A 16,163-nucleotide genomic window follows, 5' to 3' on the forward strand; every position below is an offset into this window, starting at 1 on the left:
CCAAAACATTGAGTTTAAGTAGTTATATATAATAGAGGTTCTACTAGTACAGCTTATCTGGCCCGCCTTACTAAACTTCTTTTACTCTGAGCAACTTGCATGACTCTATGGACACAATCTGGCGGCATACTGGCCCGCAGCGCGCAGATCAGCGCCTGTCTGGGCCAGCCATTGGCACGTCTCACTCCTGATGCCACTCCTCAACCCGGCGATGCCCTGGTGGGTTGGGGCCAGAAGGCCAATACCCGTCAGATTAAACAACAGGCGCAGGCATTGGGCCTGCCCTATTGGCAACTGGAAGATGGCTTTATCGGTTATATCGGTCATCCCGCCAGGGGCGGCAAGGCGGTTTCGCTTATCGCCGATCCCGTCGGCATCTATTACGATGCGCGCCAGCCCAGCCAGCTTGAACAGCTGATTGCCACTCCTGTGGATGACGCCCTGCTTGAGCGGGCACAGCGACTCATGGGTGCACTGGTGCGCCTCGGGGTGACCAAATACAACTGCTATGCCACTCGCCCTGCCGATCCCGCTTGCGATACCTCAGCCCGGCTCTCTGCGCGAGGTGAGCATGGTGGTTTGCCAGCGGCGCTGGCCCAGCGCATGCTGCAAGATGCCAGACCCAGGGTGCTGCTGGTGGATCAGGTGGCCGGCGATCTCTCCATTCCGGGGGCCCTGGCCAGTGAAGCCGATTTTGTGGCCATGATCGAGGCGGCGCGTCGCAATCACCCCAATGCCCGTCTGCTGCTGCGCACTCACCCAGACACCCGCTTTGGCAAGAAGAGCGGCGTGCTGGCCCGACTGCAGCTGGATGATGTGGAAGTGGTTGCCGATCACTGCCATCCCCATGCCCTGCTCAGCCGGGTGGAGGCTGTCTATACCGTCTCTTCCCAGCTCGGCTTTGAGGCCCTGCTGCTCGGCAAGCCGGTATATTGCTTCGGCATGCCGTTCTACGCTGGCTGGGGCCTGACCTTTGATAGCAAGCAGTGCGAACGACGTGGCACCCATATCTCGCTGGCTCAGCTGGTCGCAGCGGCGCTCATCCTCTATCCGCGCTATCTGGATCCGGTTCTGGGTCAGCGCTGTGAGGTGGAGGAGGTGCTGGCCATCATAGCGCGCCAGCAAAAGCCCGCCCCTCGTTGGCGCAGGCTCTATCTGGTCGGTTTCTCCCTGTGGAAGCGCGCCTTCATGCAGGCGTTCTGCCACCACCTGGCCGATGAACTGCGCTTTGTGCGCAGACCGCCCAAACGCCTGACCGGTGATGAGCAGGTGCTGGTCTGGGGCAGCCGCCACCCGGACCTTACCTCGGCCATCCGGGTGGAAGATGGCTTTATCCGATCCCGGGGGCTCGGTTCCAACCTCTGTCGTCCTTCTTCCCTCTCCATCGATCCGGTCGGGATCTATTTCGACAGCCGCATGCCAAGCGGGCTCGAACAGTTGCTCAACTATCAGCAACTGACGGAAGTCGACGTCAATCGGGGCGCCGCCCTGATTGAACTGCTCCTGCAGCACAGGGTCAGCAAGTACAACGTGGGCACGCCACAGCACTACACGCCCCCTGCCGATGGCCGCCCGCTGGTGCTGGTGGTGGGCCAGGTGGATGGGGATGCCTCCATCCTGACCGGCAGCCCGACCATTCGCAGCAATGAACAGCTGCTGTGGGCCGTGCGCGCCGCCAAGCCAGAGGCGCATATCCTGTTCAAGCCTCACCCGGATGTGGTGGCCGGCAATCGGGCTGGTGCCATCTCTGCCGCGTGCATGGCAGAGTGTGTCGACAGTCAGGTGCTGGACATAGGGTTGACCAGTCTTTACCCCCACGTGGGCGAGCTGCATACCATGACCTCGCTGAGCGGCTTCGAAGCCCTGGTGCAGGGGGTCAAGGTCACGACCTGGGGCCAGCCCTTCTACAGCGGCTGGGGACTGACGACAGATGCCCATCCTCCGGCCCGGCGCCAGCGCAACCTGCCATTGGCGGCGCTGGTTTACCTGACGCTGGTCGCCTATCCACTCTACATCGATTGGCAGACAGGGCTCTGGATAAGTCCGGAGCAGTTGATCCGCCAGCTGGCAGAGCAAGGGCACTCATCGACCCAGAAGTCGAGCCTGTGGCAACGTTGGCAGATCAAGCTGAGTTACCTGGCACAGACGCTGTTGCAGCGCCCCTCCCTCCCCCAGTTCATGAGATAAGCCGACCATGAAGATTTTGTTGTTGCAAGGACCGCTCGGCCCCTTCTTTCAGACCCTGAGCCAGACCCTGAGTGAGGCAGGCCACGAGGTTTACAAGATCCATTTCAATGGCGGCGATGAGTGCTGGCCCTGCGCAGGCCATAACGAACGCTTCACCGGCAAGCCTGAGACCTGGAACACCTTTTTTCGCCGCTTTATCAAGCGAAATGGTATCGACAGCCTCATCTGCTACGGCGATTGCCGCTATTACCACCTGCAGGCGATTCGCATCTGCAAGCTGAAGAAGATTGCCGTCTGGGCCATGGAAGAGGGGTATCTGCGCCCAGACTATGTGACCCTGGAACAGGGAGGCGTCAATGCCTTCAGCCCGCTCTATGCCAAACGTGACCAGCTGGCCGAGATGACATGGCCCGCCCCCTATGAAGCGCCGTTGCAGGTGGGCAAGACCTTTGCCCGCCGCGCCTGGTATGCCAGCCGCTACCACATCAGCAAGAATTTGCTGCGCTGGCGTTATCCGCACTTCGTCAACCACAGACCCTGGAGCCTGTATCAGGAAGCCAGAGGCTGGGTGGCGGGCGGCCTGGTCAAGTGGTGGTACAGATGGTCGGATCGCTCGCTGCTCAAGGCGCTGCCCCAGCACAAGGGCCATATCTTCTTCGTGCCCTTGCAGGTCACCGAGGATTTTCAGATAAGAGAGCACTCTGACTTGAGCGGAGTGGAGGAGATGGTCGCCCAGGTGATGAACTCCTTTGCCGAGCATGCCCGCAGCGAAGATGTGTTGCTGTTCAAGCACCACCCCATGGACCGGGGTTATGTCAGCTACCAGTCCCAGATAAACCGGCTGGTGACGCTGCTTGGCTTGGAGGGACGGGTGTTTTATGGCTACGAATTGCCCCTGCCCACCCTCTATCCACTGCTCAAGGGGGTCATCACCATCAACAGCACGGTTGGCCTCTCCGCCCTGCTGCACGATGTGCCGACCTTCTGCATGGGACGGGCCCTGTATGATCTGGCGGGTCTCACCACCCGTGGCACCCTGGCTAAGTTCTGGCACAAGCAGAGCCCGGTTTGCAGCGAGACCTTCGAGCGCATGCGCCAGTCCCTGCTCCATCTGACCCAGCTCAATGCCAGCTTCTACCGCCACCTGGAACTGAGCGCCATGGCAGTGGTGCAGAAGATCCATCAACACAGCGAGCAGGCCCTGCCCGTCAAACAGGGCAAGCAGGCACTGGCGCCGTCCAGCGTCATAGGCGCCATCGGCGCGCTCAGCGCCCTGGGTTTCATGGCCGAAGAGATGCTGACCCCCATCGCCACCTTGTAAGCAACATAGAGACAAAAAAGCCCGCGATTGCGGGCTTTTTTTATGGGGATTACACGGTGCGGGGTCGCAGGTGGGCGTGCCAGCGGGCTTCCCACTTCTTGAACAGCCAGACGATGACGAAGGTCAGCAGCATGTAGAGCAGGCCTGCGGTCAAAAACGCCTCGAACGGGCTGTAGTAGCGGGAGTTGATGATCCGCGCCGCACCTGTCAGGTCGACTATGGTGATGATGCCGGCCACCGCCGAGCCCTGCAGCATGAAGATCACCTCGTTGCTGTAGGCAGGCAGCGCACGGCGAAACGAGTTGGGCAATATGATGCGGGTCAGGGTCTGCCAGCGGGTCATGCCAAAGGCGTTGGCCGCTTCAATCTGCCCCTTGGGCATGTTGAGCACGGCGCCACGCACTATCTCGGCGGTGTAGGCGCCGGTATTGAGGGTGAATGCCAGCAAGGCGCAGAACCAGGCCTGGGCGAACAGCTCCCAGGCGGCGCTGTTCTTCAGCCACTCCCACTGGGCGGCGCCGTAGTAGATGATGAACAGTTGCACCAAGAGCGGGGTGCCACGGAAGAAGTAGATGTAGGCCCAGATCGGCCCCTTGATCAGCCAGTTGCGGCTATTGCGCAGTATCCCCATGGGCACCGCCAGGGCCAGACCGAGCACCAGAGAGGCCGCCACCAGCAGCACTGTGGTGTAGAGCCCCTCCCAGTAGGTGGGCCACTCTTTGAGAATGATTGAGAAATCCATGGCTTACCTCGTCTTTATCGCGTAGTGACGCTCGGCCCATTTCAGTGCCGAGGTGGAGACCGCAGTGAAGATCAGGAAGATCAGGGCCACCGCCATGTAGAAGGTGAAGGGCTGCTGGGTCGACCCCGCAGCCAGGGATGCTTTGCGCACCATGTCATCGAGCCCGATGATGGAGACCAGCGCCGTGGTTTTCAGCAGCACCAGCCAGTTGTTGCCAAAACCCGGCAGGGCGTGGCGCATCATCTGGGGGAAGAGGATCCGCACAAACACCTGGGTCGCCCGCATGCCAAAGGCGCGAGCCGCTTCCAGCTCCCCCTTGTCCACCGCCAGAATGGCGCCGCGGAAGGTCTCTGTCATGTAGGCGCCGAAGATGAAGCCTATGGTGGCCACCCCGGCCGCAAACGGACTGATGTCGATGTAGTCAGGCAGCAGGGAGACCCACTCCTGGTTCGGATCGCTCGCCAACAGGTAGTTGTTGTAGCTCTCGTTGATCCAGCTGCAGAGGTTGTTGATCAGCACCTGGCCGCCGAAGAACAGCAGCATCATCAGCACCAGATCGGGAATGCCACGAATGACGGTGGTGTAGGCAGTGGCGATGCCACGTGCCCACTTGTAGGGGGAGAGCTTGGCGAGTGCCCCCAGCATGCCCAGCAGCAACGCCAGCAGCAGCGAGGCCAGCGCCACCTCCAGGGTGATCCAGGCACCCTCCAGCAGGGAGGCTTCGTATCCTTTCAAATCAAACATATGCGGCTCCATTGCAACGCATTGAGCGGGCCAGCCCGTCCCAATATCCTTTCAAACCAAACACATGCAGCTCCATTGCAACTAAGCGGGCCCATCGCTCCCTTGCGAGAGACAACGGGCCCGATGACTACAGACGAGGGTCAACCTGTCGTGATGATTCGCCGCAATCCCTTCGGCTGCTACTCGGTGTAGCGCGCCTGGGGGTTACTCGCCGTAGACGTCGAAGTCGAAGTACTTGTCGTTGATTGCCTTGTACTTGCCGTTGGCGCGCAGCGCCAGGATGGCGGCGTTGAATTTCTCTTTCAGATCCTTGTCAGCCTTGCGTACCGCTATGCCGGCACCCTCGCCAAACCACTTGGGATCGGTCAGTTTCGGGCCGACGAACTCGTAGGCATCGCCCCCTTCCTTCTTCAGCAGACCGTCGCTGATGGCGGCGGAGTCGGCCATCACATAGTCAACCCGACCGGATTTCAGATCGAGATAGGCTTCATCCGCGGTGCCGTAACGCTTGATGGTGGCGTTCGGGAAGTTGTCCGTGATGTAGGTATCCATGGAGGTGGCGCGTTGCACCGCCACGGTTTTACCGTCCATGAAGGCCTTGTCGAGCTTGACCTCTGTGCCCTTCTTGGCGGCGAAGCGGGCCGGAATGTGCTGGTACTTCTGGGTGAAGTCCACCTTCTTCTTGCGCTCTTCGGTGATGTCCATGGTGGCTATGATGGCGTCATATTTGCGCGACAGCAGCGCCGGAATGATGCCGTCCCAGTCTTGCTTGACCAAGGTACACTTCACCTTCATCTCTTCGCACAGAGCGTTGGCGATGTCGATGTCGAAGCCTTTCACCTCGCCACTGGGCTCGGTCCAGGAGAAGGGAGGGTAAGCACCTTCGACCCCGATCCGCACCTCTTTCCACTCCTTGGCCATCAGGCTGCCGGAAGACAGGGCAGTGACTATGGCAGTCGCCAGCATCAGCTTGTTCATGTATCTCTCCTTGATAAAATCGTCGACTGTTGAAGTTGCAGCTTGTTGAAAACAGATCCCGCCCATCAATAGATGGAGGAGATGAATTGCTTGAACCGTTCCGACTTGGGATGGGCGAAGATCTCCTTGGGATTGCCCTCCTCTTCCACGCGCCCCTGATGCAGAAACATTACCTTGTTCGACACATCACGGGCAAACGACATCTCGTGGGTCACCACCAGCATGGTACGTCCCTCTTCGGCCAGCTCGCGCATCAGACCGAGCACCTCCCCCACCAGCTCGGGATCCAGCGCCGAGGTGGGTTCGTCAAACAGCATCACCTCGGGCTCCACCGCCAGTGCCCTGGCGATGGCGGCCCGCTGCTGCTGGCCGCCGGAGAGGTGACCGGGATAGTAGTCGCGCCGCTCCCACAGACCCACCCGGTTGAGCAGGTGTTCCGCCTTGGCGATGGCCTCGGCGCGGGGGACTTTCAGCACCTGGATAGGCACCTCTATGATGTTCTGCATTATGGTCATGTGCGACCAGAGGTTGAAACTTTGAAACACCATGGCCAGCCGGCTGCGAATACGCTCCACCTGACGCATGTCCTCCGGCAGCCGCTCACCGGCCCGGTTGGATTTCATGCGAATAAGCTCGCCATGGAGTGAAACTGTGCCGGAAGAGGGTGTTTCCAGCAGATTGATACAACGAAGAAAGGTCGACTTCCCCGAGCCGGAGGAGCCGATCAGGGAGATGACATCCCCCTTGCGGGCTGTCATATCGATGCCCTTGAGCACTTCGTGGGTGCCGAAATACTTGTGCAGTTCACGAACTTCCAGTGCGGCAACGTCACTCATCCATTACAACCTTGTCTGTCCCTAGACGCCGCTGGGGCGTGACTCACACCATCATGAATTTAACAAAAAGTTAACCGATGGCAACCTTCAGCGAAAATATCACTCGAATAGTTAAAAAACAATACAGAACAGAGGTCTTTGGTGTTTTGTCTGTATTTTTATTGGTCTCACTGGTATTTTTCAGCACTTTGTCTGCATAAAACTCGGTTTGGACCCGTCGAGCGACACCGCCTTTTTATACCCTGATCGCAAGGGTGGCAAGAAAATTCCGACATCATGACAGCAAGATGGCGAAAGCGACTTTATTCACCCCATCGATGTTTGCATCTTGTTGAAAAATCGGCGATGAGCGTGATTTTATGGCGGCACGCTTGCCGCACCAAGGTGGGCCTTTGAGCCAAATGAGTGCAGCTGCTTGCACCAAAAACATAACAACCTGATAAAAAGCCCCGGATGAGCCATCCAAACTCACAGAAATGTGACACAGAGCCAATAAGTAGTGATAATGTGTCATTTTTATCAGTTTTTGTGATCGAGGCCCCGATGTTGCTCAATGTATTGCTGATCCTGCTGCCGTTAGGCGTCGGCTATCTGATCCCCCTCTCCTCCGCCCGGCTCATCAAGCTGGTCAATCAGTCCCTCGGCAAGATGGTCTACCTCATCCTGTTTCTGATGGGGCTGGGACTGGCCTATGTGGAAAACCTCGGCAGCAATCTGGCGGTGATCTTCAAGGTGGCCGGTGTCATGCTGGCCGCCATTACCCTGTGCAACCTGCTGGCGCTCTGGTGGCTGGACAAGCGCAGCCCGCCGACCCACGAGGCCAGCGACGCCAAGATGCCGAGCAAGCTGCACCTGCTGTGGGAGTCCCTCCAGCTCTGCTTCGTGGTGCTGGGGGGCGTGCTGCTGGGGCTGCTGGTCGATCTGCAAGCCCTGCCCATCGACAAGCTGAGCGAGTGGGCCCTGATGCTGCTGCTGTTGCTCATCGGGGTGCAGATGCGCAACTCCGGCATGCGGTTGCGTCAGATCCTGCTCAACCCCTGGGGCATGAAGATCGCCTTCACCGTCATCATCAGCAGCTGGCTGGGCAGCGTGGTGGCGGCCCAGCTGCTGGGCATGCCGCTGAGCCACGCCCTGGCGCTCAGCTCCAGCTTCGGCTGGTATTCGCTGTCCGGCATACTGGTGGCCGACAAACTGGGACCCGTGCTCGGCTCCGCCGCCTTCATCAACGATCTGGGCCGCGAGCTCATCGCCATCCTCATCATTCCGATGCTGATGCGTCGCCACCCCTCCGCCGCCATCGGCTACGGCGGCGCCACCGCACTGGACTTCACCCTGCCGGTCATTCAGAAATCCGGCGGCATCCAGATGGTGCCGGTGGCCATCGTCTCCGGCTTTATCCTGAGCCTGCTCGGCCCCATCCTGATCCTCGGCTTTCTGGCGATCTAGGCCACACCTGCCGCCTGCAGAATCAAAGAAGCCCGACATTGCTGTCGGGCTTCTTTCATCTGGATATGTCGTACTCTCGCGCTATCCGCCGTTTATCCGCGCCACTGACCGCCGCTCATTACCCGCTCGATGGCGAAAGAGTGGGGATGGATCAGCAGCAGATCCGCATCCTGCCCCACTGCGATCCACCCCTTTGCAGCCAATCCCAGCGCTCGTGCCGAATGGGTACTTACCACCGCCAGCGCCACCTCGAGCGACACCCCGAGCTGGCAGGCGCGCACGCACTCCTGCCACAGGCTGGCAATCTGGCCGCAGCGCATCTCGATAAGGCGCCCCTCGCCATCAAAGCGCGGCAGGCTGGCGTTGGCATCTGAGCTGAACGTGATGCGATCGGCAGGCACGCCGGCGGCCAGCAACTCGATCAATCCATCGGCGGCCAGCCGTTCACCATCCTCCACCAGATCGGGGAAGCTGGAAGTGGTGAGATCGACCCAGCCTCCCGCCTTGCCCCAGGCGATCGCCTCGGCAAACAGCCAGGGGTTGCGGTTGCAGTGGGTCGGATAGAGCTGGCGCAGCGGAATGTCGGTCTCATCGCGCAGGGCCCGCAGCGGTGCCAGCGCCCCGCGCCCATCCCCCAGATGGAAGAAGCTGACGCCGCTCTTGCCCGAGAGCAGCCCGGCCACCCGCGCCTCGCTCACCAGCCGGGCCAGCTCGTCGTGGGTGGGGGCGCTGGATCTGTGATCGCTGATGGCCAGCTCCCCCACCCCCAGCACTTCGGGAATGAGCATGATGTCGGACTCCATAGTGCCGGTGAGTGTCTTGACGGGCAGATGGTAGGAGCCGGTATACATGAAGGCGCTCACCCCGGCGGCGCGAAACTCGCGCACCTTGCCGAGCACCTGGGCCGGGCTGCGGGTCAGGCTGTCGGTGCCGAGCGCCGCCACCAGGGTGGTCACCCCCGCCTTGAGGGCCTCGCTCGCGGCGAGTTCGGGCGTGCGAAAGGCAAAGCCCCCCTCGCCGCCGCCCCCGGTGATATGGGCCAGCGGATCCACCAATCCGGGCACCAGGTAGCGACCGCGACCATCGACCCGCGTCAACGGCCAATCTGCGGGGGCCGTCAACCCCTTGCCAATCCAGGCAATGCGGCCATCGGCCACCAGCAGATCCTGCTGGCCGAGGTGGGTGGGACTGAAGATCTCGGCGCCCTCGATCAGGGTCAACATAATGGCTACTCCTTGCAAGCTATCCCCCTGCGGGGAAAAGAGAGAAATCGCTATTTACCCACCATTGGCCTCTCGGTAACGGCAGTGCCTGCTGGCCAGTGTGCCATGTTCGGCATAGGCAAGGGAGAGGGGATCGGCTAGGCTCACCAGCAATTCCCGCTTGCTGGTCAACATCCACCGTCATGAACTATCTGGCTCACCTGCATCTGGCCTCCCATACCCGAAGCTCCCTCACCGGCAACCTGCTGGGGGATTTCGTCAAGGGCCCTTTGCCAAGCACGCTCGGTCCCGCCTTCGATGAGGGGATCTGGCTGCACCGCAGAATCGATGCCTTCACCGATGCCCACCCCGAGCACAGAGCGGCGGTGGCCTGCTTCGAGGCGCCCTGGCGCCGCTTCGGCGGCATCCTGGTGGACATGCTCTACGACCATTGGCTCAGCCTGCACTGGCCACAATTTGGCGAAGACCCCCTGCCCCGCTTTCTGCAGCAGAGTTATGGGCAGCTGCTGGCGGATCATCGGCGCCTGCCGGATGGCTTGCCCGTTGCGCTCACGCGGATGGCGGAGCAGAACTGGATCGCCTCCTATCGCCACAGGGAGGGGCTGGGCCATGCCCTCAACGGCATAGGTCACCGGTTGCGCCGCCCCATCTTGCTGGGCGATGCCCTCGCCACCCTGGACGACGCCAGCTGGCACAGTGGCGAGCAGGGATTTCTGCGCTTTTATCCCCAGTTGATGCGCTTTAGCGAGCAGCAGCTCGCCCACTATCGCGAGACAGGCGGCCACGCCGGCGTGCGGCCATAAAAAAGACCCCGTGAGGGGCCTTCTACCAACTCTTCATCAGGCCCCTGGCGTGGCAGGCAGGAAGGTGAACGCCTTGGCCGGCACAAACTTGTCCGCCGTTTCGCCCGCATAGAGTTGACGCTCAGTCAGCGGGAGTTTCTTGACCGGGGCGCCCGCACTCAGATCCAGCTGATCCATGCTCACCCAGAAGGTGTTGGGCAAATGAGTCAGCTCGAAGAAGTAGCGGCGATGCTGTTGATCCGACACGCTGCGCCAAAGAGTGGTGGAGATGTTGGGTTGATCCTGTGTACTGATCCCCATGGGCACCGAGACGTTGCGCATCACGCTCATCACACCGGCAACGGCTTCATTGGCCTGATCCGTCTTGGGCAGGGTCTTGATATAAAAAGAGGCCCGGGCGAAACGATCCGCCGAACGGTTGGTGCCCGGCAGCATGGTGAGCCCGCCTATCTCCTCCCAGTACTCGTTGAGTGCCAGCTGCTTGTCGAAAACGGGGGAGTTGGTCATCACCTGATAGCTGCGGTCGTGATGGATCTGCAACTTGCCATCCACGTACTGGAAAATGGCCGAGTCACCGCTGGCATCCGAGATGGAGAGGTGCAGCTGGCCCGGCTTGCCATCCGGCGTCAGAGTGGTCACCACATAGAACTCGTCCTTCGACAAGGCGGCGACCGCCTCGGTGACGGTGGCAAAATTGTCCAGCACATACTGGGCCCAGAGGGAGATGGAGAGCGTCTTGCGCGGATCCTTGTCGCTCGGAGTCACATACTCGGACTCGGTCAGATAGAGCAAATTGGCCACCAGCCCCTTTTCGTTCATGCCATCGGCGGTACCCGCGTCAAAACCTGCGGCGACCAGGGAGCCATAGCGCGCGTTCCACTTCATGGAGTGCGGACCGGCCGCCCCGCTCCGATCGATGCCACGCGGCAAGGCCCAGAGGTTGGTCGGCATGGCGGCGCGCCAGTCCATGGTGCGGCCGGTCACCACCAGACCGCCGTCGCCCTGATAAACGGCGCGGGTGCAGGCATCGGCCAGCGAGCTGACCGACAGGGCCATGGTCAATGCCAACAGGGTTTTCTGGAACAGGGGGCTGGATTGACGTTTCATAGGATGCATCACTCAGGCTGGTGAAAACGACAGGCTAACGGCTACCGCTGTATGGGAGCTTAATGAGGATAGTCAGCCGCCCGCCACGCTCCCACCTCGTTGCGGCCAAGATGTGATCATGTCGACATAGTTACAGCAAGATCAGCGAGATACACCTGGCATCTGCGTTGCCAGCAGGCTTTTGGCCCAGCCGCTGTCACGTCAACCCCGGTCACGTCATGCCAGGCTGCACATCCATAAAAAAACCGGACCCAGGGTCCGGTTTGCAGATAGAGGCGCGCTGACGCAGGCCTCATTTCTCTTGCTGTGACGGCTCACCTTTCTTCTTGCGGATGCTGAGCCCCAGCTCACGGCCACGCAGGCGGGCGTAATAGATGGTGCCGACGAAGGCGAGTATGGTGAACACCAGCTCCACCACCGCCAGCCAACGCTCTCCCTCGTCCGTAGTGATCAGGGTCAGGGCGTGCAGGAAATAGGGCATCAGCACGAAGTTGCCCCAGGCGTGGGTGTAGGGGTTGCCCTGCACTATTCCCTTGAGCGGGAACAGCAGCGGCACAGTCCAGATCACCGGCAGCAGCCAGGGGTTGAGCTCAGGGTGGGGCGAGAGCCACAGATGCCAGAGGATGACCCAGCCCAGCAGGCCAAAGAAGCCGACCAGGGTCAGCAGACGGGCGAAGCGGGTGCTCACTTGAGGATCTCCAGCACCTGCTCGGGCGGACGGCCGATGCGGGCCTGACCATCCTTGATGACGATGGGGCGCTCGATGAGCTTGGGGTGCTGATGCATGGCGCGAATAAGGGCGTCGCCGCTCACCTCGCCCAGCCCCAGCTCCTTGTAGAGATCTTCCTTGGTGCGCATCAGCTGGCGCGGATCGGTGAAGCCGAGCTGGCTCAGCAGGGTGCGGATTTGCGCCTCGCTCGGCGCCTGCTCCAGATAGAGCACCACATCAGGGGCGATCCCGTGCTGCTCCAGCAGGGCCAGGGTTTCACGGCTCTTTGAGCAGCGCGGATTGTGGTAAATTTGGGTCTCGCTCATGGTAACTCCCTGATTGATCGCAAGATGGGACAAGAAACGGCACTATTGTAGGGGAAACTGATGGTCAGGGTAAGCGGCACTGGAAAGGAATTGAAACGAATTTGTTGGCTGATTGTGGCCGGTCTGCTGAGCGCCTGCACCCCGGCGCCCGAATTCACCAACGGCCAGGGCCAGCCGGTGGCACTGGCCCAGTTTGCCGGCAAGCCGCTCTTGGTCAACTACTTCGCCCCCTGGTGCGCCCCCTGCCTGCGAGAGTTGCCGCTGCTGGAGGCGCTGGCACAGGAGGGCTCCCTCGCCGTGGTGGCCATCCACTATGATCCGGCCACCCCGGCCGAGCTGGCGGCACTGGCGAGCCGCTACCGGGTCAGCCTGCCGCTGTTGATCGCCCATGACACGGCAAGCCTGCCTTTCCCCCACCCCACCGGGCTGCCCACCAGTTATCTGCTCGATGCAGAGGGCAAGCTGCAACAGACGATCGTCGGCGAACTCGATGCGCAGCAGATTGCCGCCCTCAAGGCGCAGGCTGCGGCGGTTCGCTAGAGTGATCCCTCCCCTCTCCTTGGCAAGTAAGGGGCCCATCACACCCACACACGACGACGGGATTGACCTGCACGACGGCATAGGCCAACGATGGGAAAGGAAACGGGGTGTCCCATTGCTGGCACACCCCGTTTCACCGCACCTCTGATGCATCACCCCTTCAGGCTGTCGAGATCCTTCTTCGCCCGCTCCAGCTCAGTGATGCGCGCCTCCAGCCTGGCCAGGGTCAGCTTGTCGCTGGTGGTGCCACGGGCCACGATCAGCTCGTCGATGGCGGCCTGATAATCCCCGCGCAGGGAGAGCATCTCGGCCCGCGCCATGTGCAGGTCCGTCATCCGTCCCGCCTTGCGATAGGCATCGGAGAGCAGGCTCCAGGCCAGGTTGTTCTCTTCGTGCTCGCGGGCATAGGGGTCCAGGATGGCGATGGACTTCTTGTAGTTGCCCCCTTCCAGATAGGCGTTGCCGAGATTGACCACCACCACCTCGTTGTCCGGCATGCGGGTGCGGAACTTCTCCAGCCGGGCGATGGCCTGGGCGCTGCGCCCCTTGGCGAGATCGATGTCGGTGAGGGCATCCACCACGAACAGATCTTCCGGGTGACGGCTCGCCAGCTCCTGCATCAGGGTGTCGGCCTCGTCGGTGCGCTTGAGCTGCAACAGCGCCAGTGCCTTGCCGTAGGTGGCTGCATCCTTGAGCGGGTAATCCCCTTTCTGCAGGCGGTTGTCGAAATAGCTGAGCAGCGCCTGCGGGCTCTCGGTGCCATAGCGCACCTGGATGCGCACCTTGGCCAGCCAGAAGTCCAGGCTGGGGGGCAGGTTGCGGCGAGCATAGCTGGAGGCGCGGCCACGGGCCTCGGAGATCCGGGTCTCGGGCAGCGGGTGAGTCAGCAGCATCTCGGGCGGCTTGCTGGCGTAGCGATACTCGGCCGCCAGTTTCTGGAAGAAGTTGGCCATGCCCATGGGATCGAAGCCTGCGTCATACAGGGTCTTCATGCCGATCCGGTCCGCTTCGTACTCGTTATCCCGGGTGTAGTTGATGGCCGACTGCATGGAGAGGCCGAGCGTGGTCTGCAGGGCGGCGATACCGGCGGTGGGGTTGATCACCGCCAGCGCGATGGAGCCCACCAGCCCGGCCAGGGTCATGGCGGAGCTGCTGGCCTGCGCCTCCATATAGCGGGCTATGTGGCGCTGAGTCACGTGGGTGATTTCGTGCGCCAGCACCGAGGCCAGCTCGCTCTCGCTGTCGGCGTAGAGGAACAGGCCTGTGTGCACCTTGACCCGCCCGCCCAGGAAGGCGGCCGCGTTGATGCTGGGGTCATTGATGAGGAAGAAGGTAAACGGGAAACGTACCCCATCGGCGTTGGAGAGCAGCCGCTGACCGAGATCGTCTATGTACTGGCTCAGCACGGGATCATCTATGATCGGCAGGCCGGCACGGGCGAAACGCATGAAGGCGTTGCCATAGCGCACCTCCTGCTCGATGGGCAGGGCGGCTACCCCGGCGGTGCCTATGTCGGGAAGCTGGTTGTTCGCCTGGGCATGGAAGGTGGCACCCATCAGGGAAGCCAGCAGGGGAAGCGATGCCATCAGGGGGGAAAAGCGTGCCACGTTATCTCTATCTCCATCAGAAGGGGCCTCGGCAGAATACCCTTGCCCCTCAAGGGCTACAAGCGTTGTTTCGTGCTCTCATCACGGCCATAATAGCCGCCTCACGCCTGCTGGAGCCCTCATGGAACACCTCGATCTGACCCCCTGGCGCTGCCCCGAGCCGCTGATCCGGCTCAAGCTCTGGCTAAGGGAGGCCAAAAGCGGTCAAACCGTGACCATTCGGCTGGCTGATGCCGGCTCCCGGCAGGACATTCCGGCCTATCTGCAACGTCAGGGTCACCTCTTCACGGTGCAGCAGGCGCAGGACAATACGCTCTCTTTGCAGTTGGTCGTCGGGGCACAGCACCATCATGAGCCCCGGTAACGAAAGGATGCTGTCATGTTAGATGTGCTCAAACGCTGGTATCAGACCCGCTTCTCCGACCCCGATGCGGTCACCCTCTTCCTGTTGCTGGTGGCCTGCTTCGCCGTGCTCTGGCTGTTTGGCGATCTGCTGGCGCCGCTGCTGGTGGCGCTGGTGATGGCCTATCTGCTGGAGTGGCCGGTGAGCCGGCTGCAGCGCCTCGGTCTCTCCCGAACCCTGGGCACCAGCCTGATCCTGCTGCTGTTCATCGCCCTGACGGTCATGGCATTCCTGGGCCTGATCCCGACGCTGGTGAGCCAGGGCATCAACCTGGCCAAGGAGTCCCCCTCCATGCTGGCCCATGCCCAGGACTATGTGCGCACCCTGCCGGAGCAGTATCCCGAGCTCATCAACGTGACCCTGGTCGAGACCATCATAGACAACATTCGCCAGCGCATTCTGACCGGTGGCGAACAGCTGGTGAGCGCCTCCCTGAACTCGCTGGTCAACGTGGTGGCCATCCTCATCTACCTCATACTGGTTCCCTTGATGGCGTTCTTCATGCTCAAGGACAAGCAGGTGCTGATGGGCAGCCTGCGCCGCTTCCTGCCGCGCAACCGCACCCTGGTCAACCGGGTCTGGGTGGAGATGAACGAGCAGATCCTCAACTACATTCGCGGCAAGGTGATCGAGATCCTCATCGTCGGAGTCATCAGCTATGGCGCCTTTGCCATGCTGGGGCTGCGCTATTCGGTGCTGCTGGCGGTGGCAGTCGGCTTCTCCGTGCTCATCCCCTACATAGGGGCCGCCGCCGTGACGGTACCGGTCGCCATGGTGGCCCTGTTCCAGTGGGGGCTGACCCCGGAATTCACCTGGCTGATGGTGGTCTATACCGTGATCCAGGTGCTCACCGGCAACGTGCTGGAGCCCGTGCTCTTCTCCGAGGCGCTCAACCTACATCCGGTGGCCATCATCATAGCCGTGCTGGTGTTTGGCGGGCTCTGGGGATTCTGGGGCGTCTTCTTCGCCATTCCCCTCGCCACCCTGGTCAAGGCCGTGCTCAACGCCTGGCCCAAGCGCGATGACGCCCCCCAGCCAGGAGCCTGACGAGGCGCCTTCCCGCCCCCCCGCTTCATCCCCACAGGGCATCTCTTCGGACATGCCCTATGTCATCTTGAACATCTGCTAGCTGGCGCTGTCAGCGCCCTGATAAAGTGCGCTAATATCCAGCCTCACAGCGCCAACCGACCA

The 16,163-nt window shown here is 61.4% G+C and carries 16 protein-coding genes; 7 read left to right on the forward strand and 9 right to left on the reverse strand.

Annotation, left to right across the window (positions count from 1 at the left end; all coding sequences use genetic code 11):
- The first annotated feature begins 99 nt into the window (after positions 1–99).
- On the forward strand, positions 100–2,187 hold the full coding sequence (locus CK910_RS19490) for a capsular polysaccharide biosynthesis protein (RefSeq protein WP_098984402.1): 2,088 nt from the start codon (positions 100–102) through the stop codon (positions 2,185–2,187).
- Positions 2,188–2,194: 7 nt separating this feature from the next.
- A complete protein-coding gene (locus CK910_RS19495; protein ID WP_098984403.1) occupies positions 2,195–3,508 on the forward strand; it encodes a capsule biosynthesis protein in 1,314 nt (437 codons plus the stop codon).
- Positions 3,509–3,557: 49 nt separating this feature from the next.
- On the opposite strand, the gene CK910_RS19500 is transcribed toward CK910_RS19495, so the two are convergent.
- From CK910_RS19500 to CK910_RS19515, 4 genes are all read right to left on the reverse strand, one after another.
- Positions 3,558–4,250, reverse strand: a complete 693-nt coding sequence (locus CK910_RS19500; RefSeq protein WP_042641721.1) for an ABC transporter permease — start codon at positions 4,248–4,250, stop codon at positions 3,558–3,560.
- 3 nt (positions 4,251–4,253) lie between these two features.
- On the reverse strand, positions 4,254–4,994 hold the full coding sequence (locus tag CK910_RS19505; protein ID WP_098984404.1) for an ABC transporter permease: 741 nt from the start codon (positions 4,992–4,994) through the stop codon (positions 4,254–4,256).
- Positions 4,995–5,198: 204 nt separating this feature from the next.
- Positions 5,199–5,972 (reverse strand): ABC transporter substrate-binding protein, encoded by a 774-nt coding sequence (locus CK910_RS19510; protein WP_043136911.1) that lies wholly within the window; start codon positions 5,970–5,972, stop codon positions 5,199–5,201.
- 65 nt (positions 5,973–6,037) lie between these two features.
- Positions 6,038–6,808, reverse strand: coding sequence for an ABC transporter ATP-binding protein (locus CK910_RS19515; protein WP_043136913.1), 771 nt, complete (start codon positions 6,806–6,808; stop codon positions 6,038–6,040).
- A gap of 543 nt (positions 6,809–7,351) precedes the next feature.
- On the opposite strand from CK910_RS19515, the gene CK910_RS19520 reads away from it, so the two are divergent.
- Positions 7,352–8,254, forward strand: a complete 903-nt coding sequence (locus CK910_RS19520) for a lysine exporter LysO family protein (RefSeq protein ID WP_098984405.1) — start codon at positions 7,352–7,354, stop codon at positions 8,252–8,254.
- Positions 8,255–8,346: 92 nt separating this feature from the next.
- On the opposite strand, the gene iadA is transcribed toward CK910_RS19520, so the two are convergent.
- Entirely contained in the window at positions 8,347–9,477 is a 1,131-nt protein-coding gene (gene iadA / locus CK910_RS19525) for a beta-aspartyl-peptidase (RefSeq protein ID WP_098984406.1), read from the reverse strand.
- 182 nt (positions 9,478–9,659) lie between these two features.
- Between iadA and CK910_RS19530 the strand changes: the two genes are divergently transcribed.
- Positions 9,660–10,280: an acyl carrier protein phosphodiesterase gene (locus CK910_RS19530; RefSeq protein WP_098984407.1), complete on the forward strand. Its 621-nt coding sequence runs from the start codon at positions 9,660–9,662 to the stop codon at positions 10,278–10,280.
- Positions 10,281–10,316: 36 nt separating this feature from the next.
- Here CK910_RS19530 and CK910_RS19535 read toward each other — a convergent pair whose 3' ends face one another.
- From CK910_RS19535 to arsC, 3 genes are all read right to left on the reverse strand, one after another.
- Positions 10,317–11,387 carry a linear amide C-N hydrolase gene (locus tag CK910_RS19535; RefSeq protein WP_098984408.1) on the reverse strand — a complete coding sequence of 357 codons (1,071 nt, stop codon included), beginning with the start codon at positions 11,385–11,387 and terminating at the stop codon, positions 10,317–10,319.
- 292 nt (positions 11,388–11,679) lie between these two features.
- A complete protein-coding gene (locus tag CK910_RS19540; RefSeq protein ID WP_043136923.1) occupies positions 11,680–12,075 on the reverse strand; it encodes a DUF2069 domain-containing protein in 396 nt (131 codons plus the stop codon).
- Complete coding sequence (arsC, locus tag CK910_RS19545) at positions 12,072–12,422, reverse strand: arsenate reductase (glutaredoxin) (RefSeq protein WP_098984409.1); 351 nt, start codon at positions 12,420–12,422, stop codon at positions 12,072–12,074. The genes CK910_RS19540 and arsC overlap by 4 nt, the downstream gene beginning before the upstream one ends.
- A 60-nt stretch (positions 12,423–12,482) precedes the next feature.
- Here arsC and CK910_RS19550 point away from each other — a divergent pair, with 60 nt between their 5' ends.
- Positions 12,483–12,962 carry a TlpA disulfide reductase family protein gene (locus CK910_RS19550; RefSeq protein WP_098984410.1) on the forward strand — a complete coding sequence of 160 codons (480 nt, stop codon included), beginning with the start codon at positions 12,483–12,485 and terminating at the stop codon, positions 12,960–12,962.
- A 152-nt stretch (positions 12,963–13,114) separates the two neighbouring features.
- Here the strand turns inward: CK910_RS19550 and CK910_RS19555 are convergent, their stop codons facing one another.
- The gene (locus tag CK910_RS19555; protein WP_347005396.1) at positions 13,115–14,569 is read right to left on the reverse strand and encodes a beta-barrel assembly-enhancing protease; all 1,455 of its coding nucleotides are present in this window, start codon (positions 14,567–14,569) and stop codon (positions 13,115–13,117) included.
- Positions 14,570–14,690: 121 nt separating this feature from the next.
- On the opposite strand from CK910_RS19555, the gene CK910_RS19560 reads away from it, so the two are divergent.
- Positions 14,691–14,933 (forward strand): sulfurtransferase TusA family protein, encoded by a 243-nt coding sequence (locus CK910_RS19560; RefSeq protein WP_098984411.1) that lies wholly within the window; start codon positions 14,691–14,693, stop codon positions 14,931–14,933.
- A gap of 15 nt (positions 14,934–14,948) precedes the next feature.
- Positions 14,949–16,019: an AI-2E family transporter gene (locus CK910_RS19565; protein WP_098984412.1), complete on the forward strand. Its 1,071-nt coding sequence runs from the start codon at positions 14,949–14,951 to the stop codon at positions 16,017–16,019.
- Positions 16,020–16,163 lie beyond the last annotated feature (144 nt).

Source organism: Aeromonas sp. CA23 (assembly GCF_002587065.1).
Taxonomy (GTDB): Bacteria; Pseudomonadota; Gammaproteobacteria; order Enterobacterales; family Aeromonadaceae; genus Aeromonas; species Aeromonas bestiarum.